At 67.6% G+C, this 18,992-nt stretch carries 17 protein-coding genes; 10 read left to right on the top strand and 7 right to left on the bottom strand.

From position 1 onward, the window contains the following. The first annotated feature begins 15 nt into the window (after positions 1–15). Positions 16–495, top strand: coding sequence for a DUF3093 domain-containing protein (locus QQ25_RS14305; protein WP_039319378.1), 480 nt, complete (start codon positions 16–18; stop codon positions 493–495). A gap of 18 nt (positions 496–513) precedes the next feature. Here QQ25_RS14305 and QQ25_RS14300 read toward each other — a convergent pair whose 3' ends face one another. Further along, a complete protein-coding gene (locus QQ25_RS14300) occupies positions 514–816 on the bottom strand; it encodes a DUF4193 domain-containing protein (protein ID WP_029111033.1) in 303 nt (100 codons plus the stop codon). A 166-nt stretch (positions 817–982) separates the two neighbouring features. On the opposite strand from QQ25_RS14300, the gene cei reads away from it, so the two are divergent. Beyond that, positions 983–1,633: an envelope integrity protein Cei gene (gene cei / locus QQ25_RS14295; RefSeq protein ID WP_039319376.1), complete on the top strand. Its 651-nt coding sequence runs from the start codon at positions 983–985 to the stop codon at positions 1,631–1,633. Here cei and QQ25_RS14290 read toward each other — a convergent pair. After that, complete coding sequence (locus QQ25_RS14290; RefSeq protein ID WP_039379298.1) at positions 1,607–2,461, bottom strand: inositol monophosphatase family protein; 855 nt, start codon at positions 2,459–2,461, stop codon at positions 1,607–1,609. The two genes, cei and QQ25_RS14290, sit on opposite strands and share 27 nt — an antisense overlap. Positions 2,462–2,619: 158 nt before the next feature. Between QQ25_RS14290 and ppgK the strand changes: the two genes are divergently transcribed. Both ppgK and QQ25_RS14280 read left to right on the top strand, forming a co-directional pair. Further along, positions 2,620–3,426, top strand: a complete 807-nt coding sequence (gene ppgK / locus QQ25_RS14285; RefSeq protein ID WP_039319372.1) for a polyphosphate--glucose phosphotransferase — start codon at positions 2,620–2,622, stop codon at positions 3,424–3,426. A 221-nt stretch (positions 3,427–3,647) separates the two neighbouring features. Then, positions 3,648–5,084, top strand: a complete 1,437-nt coding sequence (locus QQ25_RS14280; RefSeq protein ID WP_039320513.1) for an RNA polymerase sigma factor — start codon at positions 3,648–3,650, stop codon at positions 5,082–5,084. A 98-nt stretch (positions 5,085–5,182) separates the two neighbouring features. Here QQ25_RS14280 and QQ25_RS30175 read toward each other — a convergent pair whose 3' ends face one another. Beyond that, a complete protein-coding gene (locus QQ25_RS30175; protein WP_234711906.1) occupies positions 5,183–6,535 on the bottom strand; it encodes a histidine phosphatase family protein in 1,353 nt (450 codons plus the stop codon). Between the two features lie 421 nt (positions 6,536–6,956). Beyond that, positions 6,957–8,552 carry a flavin-containing monooxygenase gene (locus QQ25_RS14270; protein WP_101906175.1) on the bottom strand — a complete coding sequence of 532 codons (1,596 nt, stop codon included), beginning with the start codon at positions 8,550–8,552 and terminating at the stop codon, positions 6,957–6,959. A gap of 307 nt (positions 8,553–8,859) precedes the next feature. On the opposite strand from QQ25_RS14270, the gene QQ25_RS14265 reads away from it, so the two are divergent. Together QQ25_RS14265 and QQ25_RS14260 are read left to right on the top strand one after the other, a co-directional pair. Continuing rightward, the gene (locus QQ25_RS14265) at positions 8,860–9,636 is read left to right on the top strand and encodes a glucose 1-dehydrogenase (protein ID WP_039379295.1); all 777 of its coding nucleotides are present in this window, start codon (positions 8,860–8,862) and stop codon (positions 9,634–9,636) included. 5 nt (positions 9,637–9,641) lie between these two features. Then, on the top strand, positions 9,642–10,433 hold the full coding sequence (locus QQ25_RS14260) for an SDR family NAD(P)-dependent oxidoreductase (RefSeq protein ID WP_039379956.1): 792 nt from the start codon (positions 9,642–9,644) through the stop codon (positions 10,431–10,433). A gap of 78 nt (positions 10,434–10,511) precedes the next feature. Here QQ25_RS14260 and QQ25_RS14255 read toward each other — a convergent pair whose 3' ends face one another. Next, a complete protein-coding gene (locus QQ25_RS14255; RefSeq protein ID WP_052235826.1) occupies positions 10,512–11,579 on the bottom strand; it encodes an acyl-CoA dehydrogenase family protein in 1,068 nt (355 codons plus the stop codon). Positions 11,580–11,723: 144 nt separating this feature from the next. Between QQ25_RS14255 and QQ25_RS14250 the strand changes: the two genes are divergently transcribed. Further along, positions 11,724–12,602 carry an IclR family transcriptional regulator gene (locus tag QQ25_RS14250; RefSeq protein WP_039379293.1) on the top strand — a complete coding sequence of 293 codons (879 nt, stop codon included), beginning with the start codon at positions 11,724–11,726 and terminating at the stop codon, positions 12,600–12,602. Between the two features lie 9 nt (positions 12,603–12,611). On the opposite strand, the gene QQ25_RS14245 is transcribed toward QQ25_RS14250, so the two are convergent. Further along, positions 12,612–13,709: an acyl-CoA dehydrogenase family protein gene (locus QQ25_RS14245; RefSeq protein ID WP_039379290.1), complete on the bottom strand. Its 1,098-nt coding sequence runs from the start codon at positions 13,707–13,709 to the stop codon at positions 12,612–12,614. A gap of 74 nt (positions 13,710–13,783) precedes the next feature. Between QQ25_RS14245 and QQ25_RS14240 the strand changes: the two genes are divergently transcribed. Beyond that, complete coding sequence (locus QQ25_RS14240; RefSeq protein ID WP_039379286.1) at positions 13,784–14,815, top strand: acyl-CoA dehydrogenase family protein; 1,032 nt, start codon at positions 13,784–13,786, stop codon at positions 14,813–14,815. Here QQ25_RS14240 and QQ25_RS14235 read toward each other — a convergent pair. Then, positions 14,762–16,201, bottom strand: a complete 1,440-nt coding sequence (locus tag QQ25_RS14235) for a wax ester/triacylglycerol synthase family O-acyltransferase (protein WP_039379283.1) — start codon at positions 16,199–16,201, stop codon at positions 14,762–14,764. The two genes, QQ25_RS14240 and QQ25_RS14235, sit on opposite strands and share 54 nt — an antisense overlap. A 146-nt stretch (positions 16,202–16,347) precedes the next feature. Here QQ25_RS14235 and QQ25_RS14230 point away from each other — a divergent pair, with 146 nt between their 5' ends. After that, positions 16,348–17,994: an AMP-binding protein gene (locus QQ25_RS14230; RefSeq protein ID WP_052235825.1), complete on the top strand. Its 1,647-nt coding sequence runs from the start codon at positions 16,348–16,350 to the stop codon at positions 17,992–17,994. Further along, positions 17,991–18,992 carry an alpha/beta hydrolase gene (locus QQ25_RS14225; RefSeq protein WP_052235824.1) on the top strand — a complete coding sequence of 334 codons (1,002 nt, stop codon included), beginning with the start codon at positions 17,991–17,993 and terminating at the stop codon, positions 18,990–18,992. The genes QQ25_RS14230 and QQ25_RS14225 overlap by 4 nt, the downstream gene beginning before the upstream one ends.

The raw sequence follows: 18,992 nt of genomic DNA, 5'->3' as shown, positions 1-18,992 counted from the left end.
ATTACTCTGAGCCGCGTGTCAGACACGCGCGCAACCACCCAAAGCGTTCAGTACCGCGAACGTTTGTGGGTGCCGTGGTGGTGGTCGCTGCCGGCTGCGGTGCTGGCAGGGGTGATCGCATTCGAAATCGGGCTGGCCGCGCCTGCCATTCCGGCGTGGTTGCCTTACCTGTTGCTGTTCGGCGTGGCGGGGGCCGTGCTGATGTGGTTCAGCAAGACCGAATTGAAGGTGGTCCGGGACAGCGCCGGCGACACCGAGTTGTGGATCGGTGACGCGCACCTGCCGACGAGCGTCATCTCCCGCACCGCGGAGGTGCCGCGTTCGGCCAAGTCGGCGGCGCTGGGCCGCCAGCTCGATCCCGCTGCCTTTGTCGTGCACCGGGCCTGGGTGGGCCCGATGGTCCTGGTGGTACTCGATGATCCGGATGACCCCACCCCGTACTGGCTCGTCAGTTCTCGTCATCCGGATCGCGTCCTCGCTGTGCTCCGCGGCTGAGTCGCGAATTCAGCCGCCTCAGGCGGCGCAGTCCGTGCAGATCATCACGCCGTTCTTCTCGCTCGCCAGCCGGCTCCTGTGATGCACCAGGAAGCAGCTGGAGCACGTGAACTCGTCGGCCTGCTTCGGGACCACCCGCACCGACAGTTCCTCGCCGGAGAGGTCTGCACCCGGCAGCTCGAACGACTCGGCCGTTTCTGTCTCATCGACATCCACCACGGCGGATTGCGCCTCGTTGCGCCGTGCCTTGAGCTCCTCCAGCGAATCCTCAGAAACCTCGTCTGCTTCGGAACGCCGTGGAGCGTCGTAGTCGGTAGCCATCGCCTTGTGTCCCCTCCCTTACCTTGCAGCAGAGCTTTGTACCAGCGTCGAACGCATTCCCCAAATGATTCGTGCCCGTATTGCCACACGTTTCAGTGTGATTTACATCACACTACCGTCTGAGCACTGCTGCGCCAGCGAACACCGTTGCCCTTAGAGTGCATGTGTGGTCGCGCAAATCACCGATGGCACCGCCTTCGACCGACACGGTCGTCCGTTCCGTCGGCGCAGTTTCGTTCCCGGCATCGTGCTCTTCGTCGCACTCGCCGTGGTGACGATGATCGTCTGGATCATCGCCCTCAGTCAGCCCGCCGATGTGCACGAGGCAACGGTCTGCAACAACCCGCCGCCCGCCACCGATCCGGCTGCGCCCAAGCTCGGCGAACAAGTGGCCCGCTCGGCCATGACCGAGGTCACACCCGCACCGCTGGCCGAGACCAGGATCCGGGTGCTCAACGCCAGCGGCCAGGGCGGTCAGGCGGGCGAGGTGGCCGGTGCGCTCCGCGATCTCGGCTTTGCCCAGCCCGAGGCTGCCAACGACCCGATCTACGCCAACACGCGGCTGGAATGCCAGGGTCAGATCCGGTTCGGTCCGTCGGGCCGCACCGCCGCCGCCGCGCTGTGGCTGGTGGCTCCGTGCACCGAGCTGTTCCAGGACGAAAGGCCCGATGCCACAGTCGATCTGGCGCTGGGAACCGAGTTCAGCGAGCTCGCCAGCAACGATGACATCAAGGCAGTGCTGGCCAGCCTGAGGCCTGACGCCACGGCGCCGTCGGATTCCGCGCTGCTGTCAAAGATCCATACCGGCGCCTGCTAGCGCGCGGTGCAGGGCGTCGGCGATGCCCGGCGCCGATGCGGCCACCTGCTCGGTCGCACCGGTCGGCAACCACACCGTCGCACCGGCCTCCGCCGCGATCAGCGCCGCCGCGGCCCAATCCCAGACCTGGACACCCTCCTCGTAGTAGGCGTCCAGCCGGCCCGCGGCGACCATGCACAGATCGAGCGCGCAGGAGCCGATACGGCGCACGTCACGCACCGAGGGCAGCAGCTGGGCCAGCACTGCGGCCTGCCGCCCGCGCCGGCCGGCGTCGTAGGCGAACCCGGTACCCACCAGTGCCATCGACAGGTCCTCGACGCCGCTGCACCGCAGTGCGGTCCGGACCCCGTCCCGCACCACCTCGGCACCGTGACCCAGTGCGGCCGAGTACACCTCGCCGGCCGGCACATTCGCCACCGCCCCGGCCACCGACCGCCCGTCGTACTGCACGGCCACCGAAACCGCATACGCCGGTATTCCGTAGACGAAGTTGACCGTGCCGTCGATCGGGTCGATCACCCAGCTCAGTCCTCGCCGGCCGTCCTGCTGACCGCCCTCCTCCTCACCGAGGATCGCCTCCCCCGGTCGCAACACCGCCAGCCGCTCACGCAACCACCGCTCGGTTTCGGTGTCGACGATCGTGACGGGGTCGGTCGGGGTGCTCTTGGATCTGACGGTCCCTGCGTCGTCACGTACCCCGGCGCCGCCTGAGGCCGCGACGGTACCGAACACCTCGGCGCGCCGGCGGGCGACGAACTCGGCGGCGTCGGTGGCGAGTTGCTCGGCCACCACGCGCAGGGCGGGAGCATCGAAACTGTTGTCGGTCACGGCCCTATCGCAACATCTTCCGGCCGAAAAGTCGCTTCGCGGTCGGTGTCGGACCATCCGCGGGTGGGGTGCCGAACGACTAGGGTGGGGACGCGCCTTGGTTTGTCCCTCACCCTGTCCGACAGCCTGCTCACCGCCTGTCCCACAAAGGAGCACCCATGACCGCAGCCGACGCACCCGCGGCAGATCCGGTTCCCGCCACCGAGGCTCAACGCCGCGGATTCGGCGTCGACGTCGGCGGCAGCGGGATCAAGGGCGGCATCGTCGACCTCGATACCGGGCAGCTCATCGGCGAGCGGTTCAAGCTCGACACGCCGCAGCCGTCGACGCCCGAATCGGTGGCGAAGACGGTGGCTGCGGTGGTAGCCGAGTTCGGCTGGACCGGCAGCGTGGGCGTCACCTACCCCGGCGTCGTCACCGACGGCATCGTGCGCACGGCGGCCAATGTCGACAAGGGCTGGATCGGCGTGAACGCCGCCGAGGTGATCAGCGCCGCGCTCGGCGGCCTGCCGGTGCGCGTGTTGAACGACGCCGACGCGGCGGGCCTCGCCGAGGAGCGCTACGGCGCGGGCAAGGACAACTCCGGTGTCGTGGTGCTGCTGACCTTCGGCACCGGCATCGGTTCCGCCGTGATCCACAACGGGGTGTTGTTGCCCAACACCGAGTTTGGCCACCTCGAGGTGGACGGCAAGGAGGCCGAACATCGCGCCGCGTCCTCGGTCAAGGAACGCAAGGAGTGGAGTTACGCGCGGTGGAGCGAAGAGGTGAACAAGGTTCTGGTGACCATCGAGAACGCGATCTGGCCGGATCTGTTCATCGCGGGCGGCGGCATCAGCCGCAAATCCGACAAGTGGCTGCCACTGCTGAAAATCCGCACCCCGATCGTCCCGGCGACCTTGCTCAACAGCGCCGGCATCGTCGGTGCGGCGATGGCCAGCCGGAATCTGGTGACCGTCGACACCTAGGCTACCGCCGGGTAACTTTGCCGCTTTCGGTCGGTGACGTGTCGAAATTTGCCGCTCGGCACGGTGAACACCCACACTGTCGTTACAATGGTCCTCGGCGGCCGCCTACCGAATAGCGGTGAATATCCCAGCCGATAAGAACGCCAACATTCGATAGCAGACGCTTTCGGTGGAGTATGCCCATGCCCGCCGAGAAATTTTGTGAGACCGAAAGGGTGTACGTGGCAGCGACAAAAGCAAGCCCGGCGACCGACGAGCCGGTGAAGCGCACCGCTACCAAGACTCCCGCCAAGAAGGCCCCGGCCAAGCGGGCAGCCAAGAGCACCGCGGCCAAAGCCGAGGGCGGCACCGCCACCAAGCGCGCTCCCGCCAAGAAGGCGCCCGCCAAGAAGGCCACCAAGGCCGCGGCGAGCAAGCCAGAAGACGTCAGTGACGACCTCGAGACCACCGACGACCTGGAGGCAGGTCCCGAAGATCTCGAGGTCGACGACACCGAACTCGTGCTCGACGAGGACCTCGACACGGACGACGACGTCGAGGATGCGGCCGACGACGAGGACGACGAGGCGGAAGAAGGCAAGGACGCCAAGGCCTCCGCGCCGGCTGCGGCCAAGGCGGCGAAGGCCGACGAGGAGCACCCCGAGCCGACCGAGAAGGACAAGGCCTCCGGCGACTTCGTGTGGGACGAGGAAGAGTCCGAAGCGCTGCGGCAGGCACGCAAGGATGCGGAGCTGACGGCTTCGGCCGACTCCGTCCGCGCCTACCTGAAGCAGATCGGCAAGGTCGCCCTCCTCAACGCGGAGGAAGAGGTCGAGCTCGCCAAGCGCATCGAGGCCGGGTTGTTCGCGACCCAGAAGATGGCCGAATTCGCCGAGAAGGGCGAAAAGCTCACCACCCAGGTGCGCCGCGACTACCAGTGGATCTGCCGCGACGGTGATCGCGCGAAAAACCATCTGCTGGAAGCCAACCTGCGTCTGGTGGTGTCGCTGGCCAAGCGCTACACCGGCCGCGGCATGGCGTTCCTGGACCTCATCCAGGAAGGCAACCTGGGCCTGATCCGCGCGGTGGAGAAGTTCGACTACACCAAGGGCTACAAGTTCTCCACGTACGCCACCTGGTGGATCCGCCAGGCCATCACCCGCGCCATGGCCGACCAGGCCCGCACCATCCGTATCCCGGTGCACATGGTCGAGGTGATCAACAAGCTGGGCCGGATCCAGCGCGAGCTGTTGCAGGACCTGGGTCGCGAGCCCACGCCCGAAGAGCTGGCCAAGGAAATGGACATCACGCCGGAGAAGGTGCTGGAGATCCAGCAGTACGCGCGTGAGCCCATCTCGCTGGACCAGACCATCGGCGACGAGGGCGACAGCCAGCTCGGTGACTTCATCGAGGACAGTGAAGCCGTGGTAGCCGTGGACGCCGTGTCGTTCACGCTGCTGCAGGACCAGCTGCAGTCTGTGCTGGAGACGTTGTCCGAGCGTGAGGCCGGCGTGGTCCGGCTGCGCTTCGGACTGACCGACGGTCAGCCCCGCACGCTCGACGAGATCGGTCAGGTCTACGGCGTGACGCGTGAGCGCATCCGCCAGATCGAGTCCAAGACCATGAGCAAGCTGCGCCACCCGAGCCGCTCGCAGGTACTGCGGGACTACCTGGACTAGCCCGCCCGAACAGTCACGACGAGATCGGCCCCCTCCGTCACACGGAGGGGGCCGATTTCATACCGCGGGCCGAAACTAATCCGGCCCGCATCCGTTCATCAGCTGTCCGAATCGGCGGAAGCCTTGCCGGAATCCGAATCGCCGCGCGAAGCGGTTGGCGCGCCCGCACTTTCGGGCGCCTTCTTGGCGGCGGTGATGCTGCCGACCGAGGACTTCACCGTCGACCTCAGCTGATCGGCGGCATCGGACACCGCGGTACGAACCTGGTCACCGGCGCGCTTGGCATCGGCAAAAGCCTTGCCGGGCCTGACCATGTTGCCGGCGCTCAGGTCGGTGGCGCCGGTGCCACGTACCGCGGAGGTGGCCTTCCGGGCCGTGCCGGTGCGATCGGACCCGGCCGAATTCGACGCGTGCTTCGGGTCGGCCACCGGAGCGTCCAACGGCTTCAGCATGTCCGTCGCCGAACCTGTGGTCGCGGCGATGTCCTTGACCGGGTCCGGCACCTTGTCGGTGAGCTCCGGCACCGGATCGGAAGTAGGCTCGCCCGCTCCGCCGATCGCCTTGTCGATCCGCTTGATCACCTCGGCATTGATCGCCCGGTTGAACTTGGCCACCGAGGACGAGGCATCGGCCACACTGCGGTTGATCGCCGTCGCCACCTTGATCACGTCACCGGTGGCGAACGAGTCGGTGACCTGCTTCATGGCGGCTTCGAGCTGACGGTTGAGCGTGCGCACCTGCACGCCGACCTCGTGCCCGAATGTCGGCTCGGGGGTGAACCGTTGGCCGTCCCAATCCACCACTGTCCAGCCGTCTTCGGGGTTCCCCTCGATCACCACGTAATCGGTGTTGCCCAGCGCGTGCTGGCTCAGCAGCATGCCCTTTTCCGCCAGGGTGAGGTTCTTGGCGTTCATCATCGTCCAGAACATGATGGTGCCGCCGTGGGAGAACACGATGACATTGCGGTCGCCCTTGTCGTACATCGTCTTCAAGGCGCCGTCGACGCGCGCGTCGAACTCATTGCCGTCGATCGACCCCGGGATACGCGCGTCGAGCTGGCCGGCGAACGCCCAGGCGATCGGGGACTTGAGATAGCCACCGAGTGCACCGCTCTCCGGTGTGCCCTCGTAGTCGCCCGCCTCGATCTCCTGCAGGCCGGGCAGCACCTGGATCGGCAGACCCAGATAGGCCGACATCGGTTCCGCGGTCTGCTGGGTGCGGATCATCTGCGACGCGTAGATCGCGTCGTAGTTGTTGTCCCCCAGCTTGTCGACCACCCCTTGGGCCTGCTCGCGCCCCACCGGGGTGAGCGACGGACCCGGCGTCGAAGTGTCGATGTTGCCCGACGTGTTGCCCGCGGACTGGCCGTGGCGCACGAAGGTGACCCGCATGTTCTCGGCGGCCCATGCCGGCAGCACGGACATCACGAAAAAGCCGATGGCAGTGAGCATGATGCCAAGGGCTCTCCACGTCGTTCTCGAACGGCGACGTACAGCGGGTACGGCACCGTTGTCGAAGTTGCTGTGTCGGTCCAATTTCCTCTCCATCTGTCCAGTTGTTCGCACAGGCCGTGGTGACGTCGGACCTGCTTGCCGGCGACGTACGGACTTCACGGTTTCGGTGTGTCGGCCGCCTCATCGCGCCGGGCAATGTGATGGTGCGCACTCATGGCGCGTCCAGGAGCCGCAGTCCCGCTGATCGGTACAAGATTCCTGCCCGTGTGGTCGTCAGAGGAGTGCGGCTGCACGTCAAATACGCTGGCCGAGTGCTGAATTCAGCATCTCTCACTGCGCGAACAGGTGGACCGGCGCCAGGGTCGATGCGCTTCCGTAGGACAGGGTAGGACGAAGACGAGGTAGGACGAAGGAACCGCTAGTCGTTCAGATCCTGGTGAATGTCGAAGCCCTTGTAGCCGGCCGCCGCCACCTCCGCGATGATCTCGCCGTACACGCCGAAGCCTCCGACGAACGGCATGAACACGCGCGGCTTACCCGGGATGTTCGCCCCCAGATACCATGAATTGGCCTGCGGCATAAGCGTTTGCGCGGCACGTCGGCTACATTCGGCCACCCACTCGACGGCTGCCTCCGCACGTGCCTCGATCGCCGGGGCGCCCTGGGCGTCGAGGTAGCCGATCGCGTCGGCCACCCAGTTCACGTGCAACTCCGAATGCAGCACCATGTTGGCCAGCACCGACGGCGCGCCCGGACCGGCGATGTTGAACAGGTTCGGAAAGCCCGGGACACCGAGGCCGAGGTAGGTCACCGGCCCTTCAGCCCACGCGTCGTTGAGGGTCCGGCCGTCGCGGCCCACCACATTGAGCTTCTGCACCGAGCCGGTCATCGCGTCGAACCCGGTGGCCAGCACCAGAGCATCGAGGTCGTAGTGCGCATCGGTGGTGTCGACACCGGATGGTTCGATCCGCTCGATGGGCGTGGCCCGCAGATTCACCAACGAGACATTGTCCCGGTTGAAGGTCTGGAAGTAGTTGTCGTCGGTGCAGATTCGCTTGGCCCCGATCGGATGATCCTTCGGAATCAGCACGTCGGCGACGGCGGGATCGTCGATCACGGACCGTACTTTCCGCTCCCAGAACAACCGCGCGGTGTCGTTGGCCTCGATGGTCAGCAGCTGGTCCGGGAAGGCCTTGGAGAACAGCACTCCGCCCAGCTCCCAGCGCCGCTCGTAGGTCTGCCGCAGCTCCTCGGCGGAAACCTCCAGGGCGGATTTGGGATGGGGCTGGTGCGGTGACCCACCGCCGCTGGCCATCGAGAGCCTGCGCCGCTCGGCGTAGCCGGCTTTCTGTGCGGCGCGCGTCGCATCGTCGAGCGGAATGTTGCCGGCCGGCACGCTGTAGTTCGGAGTTCTCTGGAAGACGTAGAGCTGTGCGGCCTCTTTGGCGATGCACGGGATCGCCTGGATGCCGGAGGATCCCGTGCCGATCACGCCGACCCGCTTGCCGGTGAAGTCAACGCCCTCGTGCGGCCAGTGCGCGGTGTGGTAGACGTCGCCCGCGAACGAGTCGAGGCCCGCGATCGCCGGAATGTTCGCGTTCGACAGCGGCCCGACCGCCAGGATGCAGAAGCGCGCGGAGACCACGTCGCCGCGGTCGGTGCGGACCTCCCAGCGCAGCGTCTTCTCGTCGAGCACCATGTCGGTCACCCGGGTCCCGAAGGAGATGTCGCGCCGCAGGTCGAACCGGTCGGCCACGTGGTTGAGGTACGCCAGGATCTCCGGCTGGGTGGCGTACTTCTCGGTCCAGTTCCACTCCTGCTCAAGTTCGGGGTCGAACGAGTAGGAATAGTCGACGCTCTCGACGTCGCAGCGGGCACCGGGATAGCGGTTCCAGAACCACACGCCGCCGACGCCATCGGCGGCCTCGAACACCCGAACCGAAAGGCCCTGGGAGCGAAGACGATGCAGCGCGTACAGCCCGGCGAAGCCGGCTCCCACCACCACGACGTCCACCGCTGGGGACCTTCGCTCGGCGGTACCTGACGGAGCTGGCTGGGCTGTCACTGTGTTGCCTTTCGCTTCATGGTTCGGATCGTCACGTTACGAACCACCACGTGCGGCGGACAGCCGTTGTCCCACTCACCGGTACTGGGCCGCCCCGAAGATGGCTGCCCCGGCACTGTTCGAACGTGCCCGTTGAATGAGACTTTCCGCCGCGCCGTCGGCGCGACGAATATCGTTGCTCTCATCCTCCGGCGGCGCCGCGGCCAGGATCGACACCGAAACCAGCCGCGACTCACTGTGAAAGGAAGTTGTTGGGATGCAAGAAGATTCGCAGAGCTTATCGGATGTCGTAGCCATCGTCACCGGCGGCGCACGCGGCCTCGGCGCGTCGTTCGCCCGGCACATCGTCGCGCGGGGCGGCAAGGTGGTGGTCTCCGACGTGCTCGACGACGACGGCGCCGCGCTGGCTTCCGAGCTGGGCGACGCCGCGCGTTACGTCCACCTGGACGTGACCGATGCGGCGCAGTGGCAATCCGCGGTCGAACTCACGCTGGCCGAATTCGGCAAGCTCAACGGCCTGGTGAACAACGCGGGCATCTCGACCGGTCAGTTCATCGAGCACGAGCCGCTCGACCACTTCCGCACTGTCCTCGAGATCAACCTGGTCGGGGTGTTCAACGGGCTTCAGGCGGTCATCGCGCCGATGCGTGCTGCGGGCGGCGGTTCGATCGTCAACATCTCGTCGGCGGCCGGGCTGATGGGTCTGGCGCTGACCGCCGGCTACGGCGCGTCCAAATGGGGCGTTCGTGGGCTGAGCAAGATCGCCGCGGTGGAACTGGGTCCGGACCGTATCCGGGTGAACTCGGTGCATCCCGGCATGACCTACACACCGATGACCGCCCAGATCGGCATCCAACAGGGTGAGGGCAACTATCCCAACACCCCGATGGCCCGCGTGGGCGAGGCCGACGAGATCGCCGGCGCCGTCGGATATCTGCTGTCCGGTGCCTCCACCTACGTCACCGGCGCCGAGATCGCCGTCGACGGCGGTTGGACCGCCGGTCCCACCGTGAAGTACGTGATGGGACAGTGAACAGCATGAAACGACTTGAGGGCCGCCGGATCCTGGTGACCGGCGCAGGATCTGGCATCGGGCAGGCCACCGCACTGCGACTGCTCGACGAGGGTGCCACGGTGGTGGGCGCCGACATCTCCACCGACGGTCTGGAGGCCACCCGGCAGAGCGCGCAGCAGGCCGGCTCCGCTGATCGCCTCACCGCGCTGACGATGGACATCGGCGACGAGGCGTCGGTGATCGCCGGCGCGCGCACCGCAGTCCGGACACTCGGCGGCCTCGACGCAGTGGTCAACGCCGCGGGCATGCTGCGCGCGGTGCACACCCACCAGATGAGTCTGCAGGAGTGGAACCAGATCATCGGCGTCAATCTCACGGGGACGTTCCTGGTGATCCGCGAGACCCTGCCGGCACTGCTGGAGAACCCGCAGAGCGCGATCGTGAACTTCAGTTCCACCTCGGCGGCGTTCGCCCATCCGTACATGGCGGCCTACGCGGCCAGCAAGGGCGGCATCCAGGCGATGACCCATGCCCTTGCCCTCGAATACGGCAAGCAGGGGCTACGCGCGGTCAGTGTGGCCCCGGGCAGCATCAAGTCCGGAATCACCGACGCCACACCGGGACTCCTTCCGGCAGACGCCGATTGGTCACTGTTCGCCAAGCTGTCGCCCATCATGCCGACCAACCTGGATTCCGGTGGCGCCGGGATGGGTTCACCGTCCGCGGTCGCCGGCGTGATCGCGATGCTGGTATCCGATGACGGCGCTTTCATCAGCGGCACCGAGATCCGTATCGACGGCGGAACCCACGCGTAACCCGTGTACCGACGGTGACGGGCGGCGCTGACATCGGCGCCGCCCGTCGTGGTCACGTGATGGGCCTACGGGACGGACCTACGGAACGACGACCTTCGACTCGCCGACCACCGTCGCAAGGCCGACGTGGGCATCGCGCCACAATCGCTGCACCGCGCTGGTGCGGCGCAGCGCGTCAACGCTTGAATGACAGACGATCTCGTCGATCGCACGCACGGCGCGGCGGGCCGCGGCGATCTGATCCCGGCGCGCGCGTGCCCGCATGCCGGGGTCGACCGGCCCGTCCAGCACCCGGTTGAACGACGCCGTGAGCGTGTCGAGCAGCACCAGCCGCGACGCCCGGATCTCGGCGGCCGCGTGTTCCTCGACCGGGCCGTCGGCGCCCGCCGTCTCGACATGGTGGGCCAGGACGCCCTCGGCCATGCCGATCACCGCGGCAGTGATTCCCAGCGGCGCAATGGTGCTCAGCGGAATGTGGTAGATCGGATTGCGCAGGCCGGCGTGTCCTGCGGCGGTGCCGTCGACGATGCTGCTGTGGTTCAGCAGCCGATGCCCGGGAATGAACACGTCGTCGATCGTGATGCTCTTGCTTCCGGTGCCGATCAACCCGATCGCATCCCAGGATTCTTCGACGATGCGCAGATCTGCTTGCGGCACAAGCGAATATCCCAGCCCGGCGGAATCGCCCGCTCCGACCACACGGGCACCGGCCACCACCCATTCACAGTGGTCGATCGCCGCGACCGCACGCCACTCCCCCGAGAGGCGGTAACCGCCGTCGACGGGCAGGAGCACTCCGGACGGCGTGTGCGCCGAGGCGATCCAGACGTCGGGGTCGGCCTCCCACACCTCGTCACGCAGGCGACGGTCGGCCGAGGCCAGTGCCCACGGCGGTACCCCGACCGAGCCCGCCACCCACCCTGCCGAGCCGTCCAGCCGGGCGATCTCCAGGACAGCCTCGGCGAAGTCGCCCGGGTGGGTTTCGATACCGCCGAACTCCACGGGCTGCAGCATGTGCATCACCCCGGATTCGCGCAGCGCGGCGACCGTGCGATCGTCGAGCCGGCGCAGCGTCTCGTTGTCCGATCCGAGTGCCTGTATCCGATCGGCATTCTCATTGATGCCGTCCAGAACATCCCTGGTCATCTCAACACCACGCATCCAAAACTCCCTTGTCGCACACCTCGCGGGCTGACCACCATGGTCGAGCACGGCAATCGGTGGTTGCGGCATGATCTCGCTGAGTGAGATCGTGAGTGACTGACTGTCCGACGTCCGGAAGGGGCTCAGGTGCCGGCTTCCACGAGCGACGCGACATCACGACCACGTGCCGAACAACGCGACACGGCCGTGTCGATGGTGGATCGCGTGGCGCTGATACTCAACGCCTTCGACGAGCCCGGCAAGCACCTGAGGCTGGACCAGATCGCGGGCCGCACAGGACTGCCCAGATCCTCGGTGCACCGGATTCTCAAACAGTTGCACAGCGCCGGGCTGCTGAAACACCGCCCCGACGGCTACGCACTGGCCGCCTCGCCGCTGCCGGTGACCCGGATGGTCGACCACTCGCAATTGCGCAGTGTGGCTTCCCCGACCCTGTCGCGACTGCATGCCGACACCGGACTGGTGGTGCACCTCGGGGTCCTCTTCGGCGCTGATGTGGTCTACCTCGACAAGGTGGCGGGCCGCAACAGCGCTGTGGTGCCCACCCGTGTCGCCGGACATACGCCCGCGCACGCCAGCGCGCTGGGCAAGACCATGCTGGCCCAGCTTCCCGCCGAGGAGGTGGATGCCGTCCTGGGGCCGCGGCTGATCCGGTCCACCCGGTCGACCATCGGCGATCTGGCTACCCTGCACCGGGAACTGGCCCGGATCCGCTCCCGGCACGGGCTCGCCTACGACAACGAGGAGCTGGCGATCGGACTGACCAGCGTTGCGGCTCCGCTGCGCACCGCCGACGGCGAGGTGGCCGGACTGTCCCTGACCGGTGCGGTGCCGTTGCACCGCCTGCAGCGCACCGCCCCGTTCGTGATCCGTGCGGCCAGGCACATCTCCGAACAACTGGGCGCCGGCCGGGGCGCCGTTGCGGTGGCGCCCTCGCAAGCGCAGGCCACCGACAACCTGCTGTCCCGGGTATTGCGGACCCTGACCTCCGACGCGTGGGTCTGAGGGCGCCGGCTACCAGAGGATCTCGTCGACCTCCATGCCGAACGAGTGACGGCCGACGAGGGCCAGCACCTGCTCCACATTGCTGGCCACGTGGGTCTGCGCGGTCTGGACGTCGCGCCACACCCGTTCCACCAGTGGATCCTCGGCATCGCGGCCATCCGAGTGGGCGATGAACGTCCGGATCGCCGCGACAGCGCGTTCAGACGACAGCACCTGGTCCCGGCGCGACCGCAGCACCAGGTCGCTGTCCGGGGCGATGCCTGCGCGCACACAGTCCATGAGCTCGCCGAGGTTGCGCTCGATCTGGCTGACCGACAACTCAAGATCACTGCACGCCATGGCCACCGGATCGACCGGCGAGCCGGCCCGGGGCTGCAACGCCGACAGGATGTTCTCGGCGGCACCCAGCAGAGGAACCGTGCCGGTGTGCGTGTACATGGTCGGTTGCGGCAGGCGGTACAGCGGCGCGAGCGTGCCGAGCTGCTCGCCGCTGACCCAGCCGAACGTGCGGTACCGCGGCACCACGGCCCCCGAAACGACGACGTCGTGAGCGCCGATGCCGCGCAATCCCACGCTGTCCCAAGTGGATTCCACGACGTAATCAGCTCGTGGCACGAGGGCCACCAGGAAATCCTGGGCGGCTCCATCCTCGCCGACGAGTACCGCGGCGGCCATGAGCCACGACGAGTGCAGGATTCCGGTGCACCGGCTCCACCTGCCGGACAACCGGAAATCGTCACCGTCACGTTCCAGCCGGCCCGTCGGGGCATACGACTCACAGACCAGCGTGTGCTGATCCTGCCCCCACACATCGGTCTGCGCGCGCTCGTCGAACAGCGACAGATGCCAGGTGTTGACCCCCAGCCAGCCGGCGAGCCAGCCGGTGGAGGTACATGCCGCGGACAGGTCGCGGGTGACCGCCAGGTACTCGGCAGGGTCGGCCTCCAGCCCACCGAACGCCTTGGGCCGCAGCATCGCGAAGAACCCCGCATCGTGCAGGCCACCGATCACCGAAGGGTCGACAGCCCCGGTGTGGTCGACATCGGCGGCGGCATCGGCGATGGCCGGCAGTGTCCGGCGCACCGCAGCGCGCACATTCTGCGTCATCAGTGCCGCCCTATCCTGCCCGTCGGGTGTGTCACCATCGTGGATACCATTCGTCGCCCCTCCCAGGAGGTCATATGGCCGAGCCGCCCGGTGCACCCGGAGTCGATCCCGGCATCTCGGATGCTGAATCGATTGCCGTCCTGCGCGATTCGGCGTCGACCCGGTTGCTGCAGCCGGTCCGGCACGGCGGCCGTGCGGTGTCCCGATCGGCCTCGGAAGCAACCGATTTCGTCGTCGCGGTGGCCGATCTCGCCGAGCGCGACGGGTCCGGCGGGTGGCTGGCCGCGGCGCTGAATGCCGCGGCCTACACGGTTGCGGGGCTGGACGATACTGCCGCCGAACGGGTGTGGGGCGCCGACGCCGCGGCGTTGGTCACCGCATGCGCCCAGCCGGCGGGCCGCTTGACCACCGGGGACGGAGAGCTTCGGCTGACGGGTCGATGGGAGTCGGTGACCGGAGCCGCGTTCGCGGACTGGCTGCTGCTGAGCGCCCTGGAGGGCGATGACGAAGCTGCACGGGAATCCGTCCGCTACGTCCTTGTCCCCCGCGATGTCGTGCAGATAGACCGACACGTCGGCAGGCGCGGCTTGGCTACGGCGGGCATCGGAGACGTCAGCGTGTCCGGTGCGATCGTCGACGCCGTCTTTTCGCATCCCGGCGAAAGTTCCCGTGAAAACAGCGATTTCGACGAGTCCCGACCTTCCTGCCCGGTGGTGGCCGGTGCCGGGCAGGCCGCTGCCGTCGTCGGTGCGGCAGCCGGGGTCTGGCGAGCACACGTCGGCCAGGTCCGTCAACGCCTGGCCACCTCGTACGGCAGCGAGGACACCAACGAACTGACCTCGTCGGCGGTACTGGTGGCCAAGGCGGAATCGGACATCGACGCCGCGCGGCTGCAACTCGTCACGTCGCTGAGCGCCGATGCGGGCGCCGCCGGGACGGCGCTGTGCCAGGCCGTCACCCGCGCCCGCGATGCCGCCGACCAGCTGCTGAGCAGCGGCAGCCGCCACGCGCTGGATGCGACGGATCCGGTGGCCCGTCTCTGGTTCGACGTCCTAGCCGGATACCGCCTGACGATCCGCAGCGTCCAGCAACCCGCCATCGGCTGAACCCGCCCGCGCCGCGAGATCGGCGAGCGCCTGCGGCACCCGGTCGGCGATGCGGTACGGGTCCGACACCTGATCACCACAGGTCAGCACGCAGATAGCCATCTCGTCGCGGTAGCTCCACCCGGTGAAGTTCAATCCCATCGGGAACACGATCGGTCCCGAGGAGATGAGCTGTTCGATCGGCGCGCCGCCGAGGTACAGCGTGTTCTGCGGGCCGCGCATGTTGGACGCGATGAGGCTGAACATCGGGCGGCGCTTCATCTTGGCCCCGAGGATGGGCAGCACCCGCGAGTACAGCCAGAACAGCGGCCAGTACTCCATCCAGTCGTGCTGCAGCCAGGCGTCGCGCTCGGCCTGCACCTCACGGGCGGTGCGGGTCGCCGAGGCGATCGCCGCCAATCGTTCCACCGGATCGGCGATGTGTGTCGCGAGGTCGACGTTCCACCGCGCCACCTTGTTGCCCCACTCGGCTTCGGTTTCGGCCGGGCGCATCGAGACGGGCACCACCGCGGTCAGGGTTTCGTCGCTGAGCTTTCCGTTCTCGGCCAGGTAGTCACGCAACGCGCCACCGCAGATGCTGAGGAAGACATCGTTGATGGTGACACCGAAAGCCTTTGCGACCCGCTTGATCTCTGTCACGTCACAGCGCCGGTAGGCGAACCGGCGGCTGGCCGAGAAAGGTTCGTTGAACGGCATCGCCGGTGCGGCGAATGCCTCTGCGTAACCGGGCTTTCCGGCCTTCTGCCGCCGGCGGATGACGCCTGTCACTGCCGCGGTACGGGCAATGACGCTGGGGAAACGGGCCAGCGCCGCGACCTGGTGGCGGATGACCAGCGGCCACCACACCCACGGCGCCGGGCGCCGCTCGTTCGGCAACGGCGTCGATCGGGGTTGCGGCAATGGGGCCTGCGGATCGGTGCTGTAGAGGGTTTCCAGCAGCCTCAGCGATGCGGTGCCGTCGGCGACGGCGTGGTGGATCTTCAGCACCAGGGCGATGCGGCCGTCGGCCAGACCCTCGACGAACCAGAGTTGCCAGGCGGGCCGGTCGCGGTCGAGGGCCGGCTCGAAGATCTCGCCGATGGTCGCGGCCAGCTCCGCGTCGCCACCGGGTGCGGGCGCGGTGGTCCGCTGCACGTGGTGGTCGAGGTCGAGCTGCGTTCTCGAAACCCACCAGGGTCGGCCGAATCCCACCCGGGGGGCGAGCAGCTGCCACTGCAGGGGCTCGACGGTGTCGACCCAGCCCTGCACTGCGGCCTTGAGCCGGTCGAAGGTCAGCGGCTCGGACATCTGACTCGGGTCGAGTACGACGGCCTTCATCGTGTGCTGCGGTTGAACCGAGCTTTCCCACGCCAGGAAGCTGTTGTCCTCACCCTTCAAACGCCGCATTTTCAACCTCGCTTGTCCGCCGCCGATACGGCACTGTCTGTGGCTGCCATCACTCTTATCGAATCGTGTGTCGCAGTAGACAAGCTGTCCCGCCCAGCGAGACTCGGCCGCCCGCAGCCGCCTCGCCGACACCTACGGTTTGCGCCATGAAGCGAGCCATTCCGCGCCCTGCCCGCCTCGCCGCCAGGATCAACCGGATGCGGGTGATCGCCCGCAGCATCGCCGTCCTACGCGAGTCCGGGCTGTCCGGTGGAGCTGCCGACGGCATCCGGCAGGCAAAACTGGTCCGCCAGTTCGGCGGTTTCGCCGCCGTCATCGAGAGCGCCGCCACGCGCGACCCCAACGCCATCGCCATCACCGACGAATGGGGCGACGTGACGTTCGCCCAACTCAACGACCGGGTCAACGCGCTGGCCCGCGCCTGGAACACGAGGGGAATCGGAGCGGGCTCGGTCATCGCGGCGCTGTGCCGGGACCACCGCGGGCTGGTCACCATCCTGGCCGCGGCAGGCAAGGTCGGAGCGCAGCTGCTGCTGATGAACACCGGCTTCGCCAAACCGCAGTTGGCCGATGTCGCGGCCCGCGAGAAAGTCAGCGTGCTGATCCACGACGAGGAGTTCGCCGACCTGGTGAGTGCCATCGATCCGGGCGTACGGCGCTTCCTGGCGTGGACCGAAGAACGCTCGACCTCCGACATCGAAGGCTCGCTGGAGGGCCTGATCGCCGCGACCTCGCCCGCCCCGGTCGCCGCGCCCGCCAAGCCCGGCGGGATGACCTTGCTGACCAGCGGCACCACCGGCACGCCCAAGGGCGCCCCGCGTGGCAAGACCTCTCCGCTGTTCTCGGCGCAACTGTTGGATCGGGTGCCCCGCCGCCGGGGTCAGACGTGCATGCTGGCCGCCCCGATGTTCCACGGCACGGGGTTGGGCCAGGCGGTCCTCTCGCTGGCGCTGGGCAACCGCCTGGTGCTGCGGCGCAAGTTCAACGCCGAGGAGACCCTGCGCGCGGTCCAGAACCACGGGTGCGACGTACTGGTCGTGGTGCCCACGATGCTTCAGCGAATACTGGCCCTGCCCAAGGAAATTCGCGAGAAATACGACACCTCGTCGCTCAGGATCATCTTCGTCTCGGGCTCGGCCATGCCCCCCGATCTGGTCAAGCGCACCCTCGCCGAATTCGGCCCGGTGCTCTACAACCTCTACGGGTCGACCGAACTCGCCGTCATGACCGTGGCGATGCCCGAGGATCTGCAACACGACCCGCGCACCGCGGGTCGTGCACCGGTGGGATGCGCGGTGCGCCTGTACGACTCGGCGGGCAACGAGATCACCGAACCCGGCGTGATCGGCCGGGTTTTCGCCGGCAGCGACGTCAGCTTCGCCGGTTACACCGACGGCCGCACCAAAGAATCGATCGACGGTTTGCAGAGCAGCGGCGATGTCGGCCACTTCGACCACACCGGCAGGCTCTACATCGACGGCCGTGACGACGACATGGTGATCTGCGGCGGCGAGAACGTCTATCCGCTCGAGGTCGAGAACCTGATCAGCAGCCATCCCGAGGTGGACGAGGTCGCGGTGATCGGCGTCAGCGACGACGATTTCGGCCAACGCCTGAACGCCTACGTGGTGCCGGTCGACGGCGCCACCCTGGCCGCCGACGACATCAAGGACTACGTGCGCGCGAACCTGGCCCGGTACAAGATCCCCCGGGACGTCGAATTCGTGAGCCGGCTACCCCGCAACGCCACCGGCAAGGTACTGCGCGGCGAGCTCACCGGGGGCGTCCGATGAGTGGCTCAGATGTCCAGGAAGACACCATGAAACGCGAGGTCGCCGGCCGGATGGGCGACGCGTTCGCGCCGATCTTCGCCGGTGAACTCGACCCCATCGCCGCCGCGGCCGAGGTGAGGGCCCGGCTCAAGGCCAGCCGCAGGCCCGCCAAACCCGTGCCGGTGGCCAAAATCGCGGACCGCGCCGTCCCCGGGCCGGCCGGTGACATCCCGGTGCGGATCTACCATCCGCTCGACCCCGCCGAATCCCGCATCGACACTGACGCCGGACTACCTGTCCTCGTCTATTTCCACGGCGGCGGATTCGTACTGTGCGACCTCGACTCCCATGACTCCTGCTGCCGCAGGCTCGCCAACGGCATCGGCGCCATCGTGGTCTCGGTCGACTATCGGCTGGCGCCGGAACACCCGTATCCCGCCGCGGTCGAAGATGCCTGGGCCGCAACCGAATGGGTGGCCGCCCACGCCGGTGAACTCGGCGGCGACCCGCACCGGATCGTGGTGGCCGGCGACAGCGCGGGTGGCAATCTCGCGGCCGTGGTGGCGATGACGGCACGCGACCGCAGCGGCCCGCCGATCGCATTCCAGGTACTGATTTATCCGGTGGTCGACCAGCGCCGCAAATCGTCGCTGTCCAGCCCGCACACCCGCAGCGGCGTCCTGACCGCCGAGCACATGCAGTGGTTCACCGCGCAGTATCTCGGCGACAGCGGCGCGCAGACCGACGTCTCGGCGTCGCCGATTCTGGGTGACATGACCGGGCTTCCGGATGGTCACGTGCTGACCGGTGCCCTGGATCCGCTGTGCGAGGAGGGCGAGGAGTACGCCCGCATGCTCGCCGCCGGTGGCGCGAAGGTCAGTGTGCGGCGTTACGAGCGCGGCTTCCACGGATTCTTCAACCTCGCCGACCACCTCCCCGCCGCAGCCGAGGCCACCGAAGATGTGTGCGCCGTCGTGCGCAGCGCCCTGAATTCCGAGAACCACACCTCGAACCTCTGA

The organism is Mycolicibacterium setense, from assembly GCF_000805385.1.
In the GTDB taxonomy this organism is placed as follows: domain Bacteria; phylum Actinomycetota; class Actinomycetes; order Mycobacteriales; family Mycobacteriaceae; genus Mycobacterium; species Mycobacterium setense.
The sequence above is the reverse complement of the archived record's forward strand: the minus strand, read 5'-3'. Positions and strand labels throughout refer to the sequence as shown.

Excerpts from the sequence above, each read along its gene's own strand:
- QQ25_RS14300 (WP_029111033.1), bottom strand. The coding sequence starts at position 816 with ATGGCTACCGACTACGACGCTCCACGGCGTTCCGAAGCAGACGAGGTT.
- ppgK (WP_039319372.1), top strand. The coding sequence starts at position 2,620 with ATGACCGCAGCCGACGCACCCGCGGCAGATCCGGTTCCCGCCACCGAG.
- QQ25_RS30175 (WP_234711906.1), bottom strand. The coding sequence starts at position 6,535 with ATGCTCACTGCCATCGGCTTTTTCGTGATGTCCGTGCTGCCGGCATGG.
- QQ25_RS14265 (WP_039379295.1), top strand. The coding sequence starts at position 8,860 with ATGCAAGAAGATTCGCAGAGCTTATCGGATGTCGTAGCCATCGTCACC.
- QQ25_RS14260 (WP_039379956.1), top strand. The coding sequence starts at position 9,642 with ATGAAACGACTTGAGGGCCGCCGGATCCTGGTGACCGGCGCAGGATCT.
- QQ25_RS14255 (WP_052235826.1), bottom strand. The coding sequence starts at position 11,579 with ATGACCAGGGATGTTCTGGACGGCATCAATGAGAATGCCGATCGGATA.
- QQ25_RS14245 (WP_039379290.1), bottom strand. The coding sequence starts at position 13,709 with ATGACGCAGAATGTGCGCGCTGCGGTGCGCCGGACACTGCCGGCCATC.
- QQ25_RS14240 (WP_039379286.1), top strand. The coding sequence starts at position 13,784 with ATGGCCGAGCCGCCCGGTGCACCCGGAGTCGATCCCGGCATCTCGGAT.
- QQ25_RS14235 (WP_039379283.1), bottom strand. The coding sequence starts at position 16,201 with ATGCGGCGTTTGAAGGGTGAGGACAACAGCTTCCTGGCGTGGGAAAGC.
- QQ25_RS14230 (WP_052235825.1), top strand. The coding sequence starts at position 16,348 with ATGAAGCGAGCCATTCCGCGCCCTGCCCGCCTCGCCGCCAGGATCAAC.
- QQ25_RS14225 (WP_052235824.1), top strand. The coding sequence starts at position 17,991 with ATGAGTGGCTCAGATGTCCAGGAAGACACCATGAAACGCGAGGTCGCC.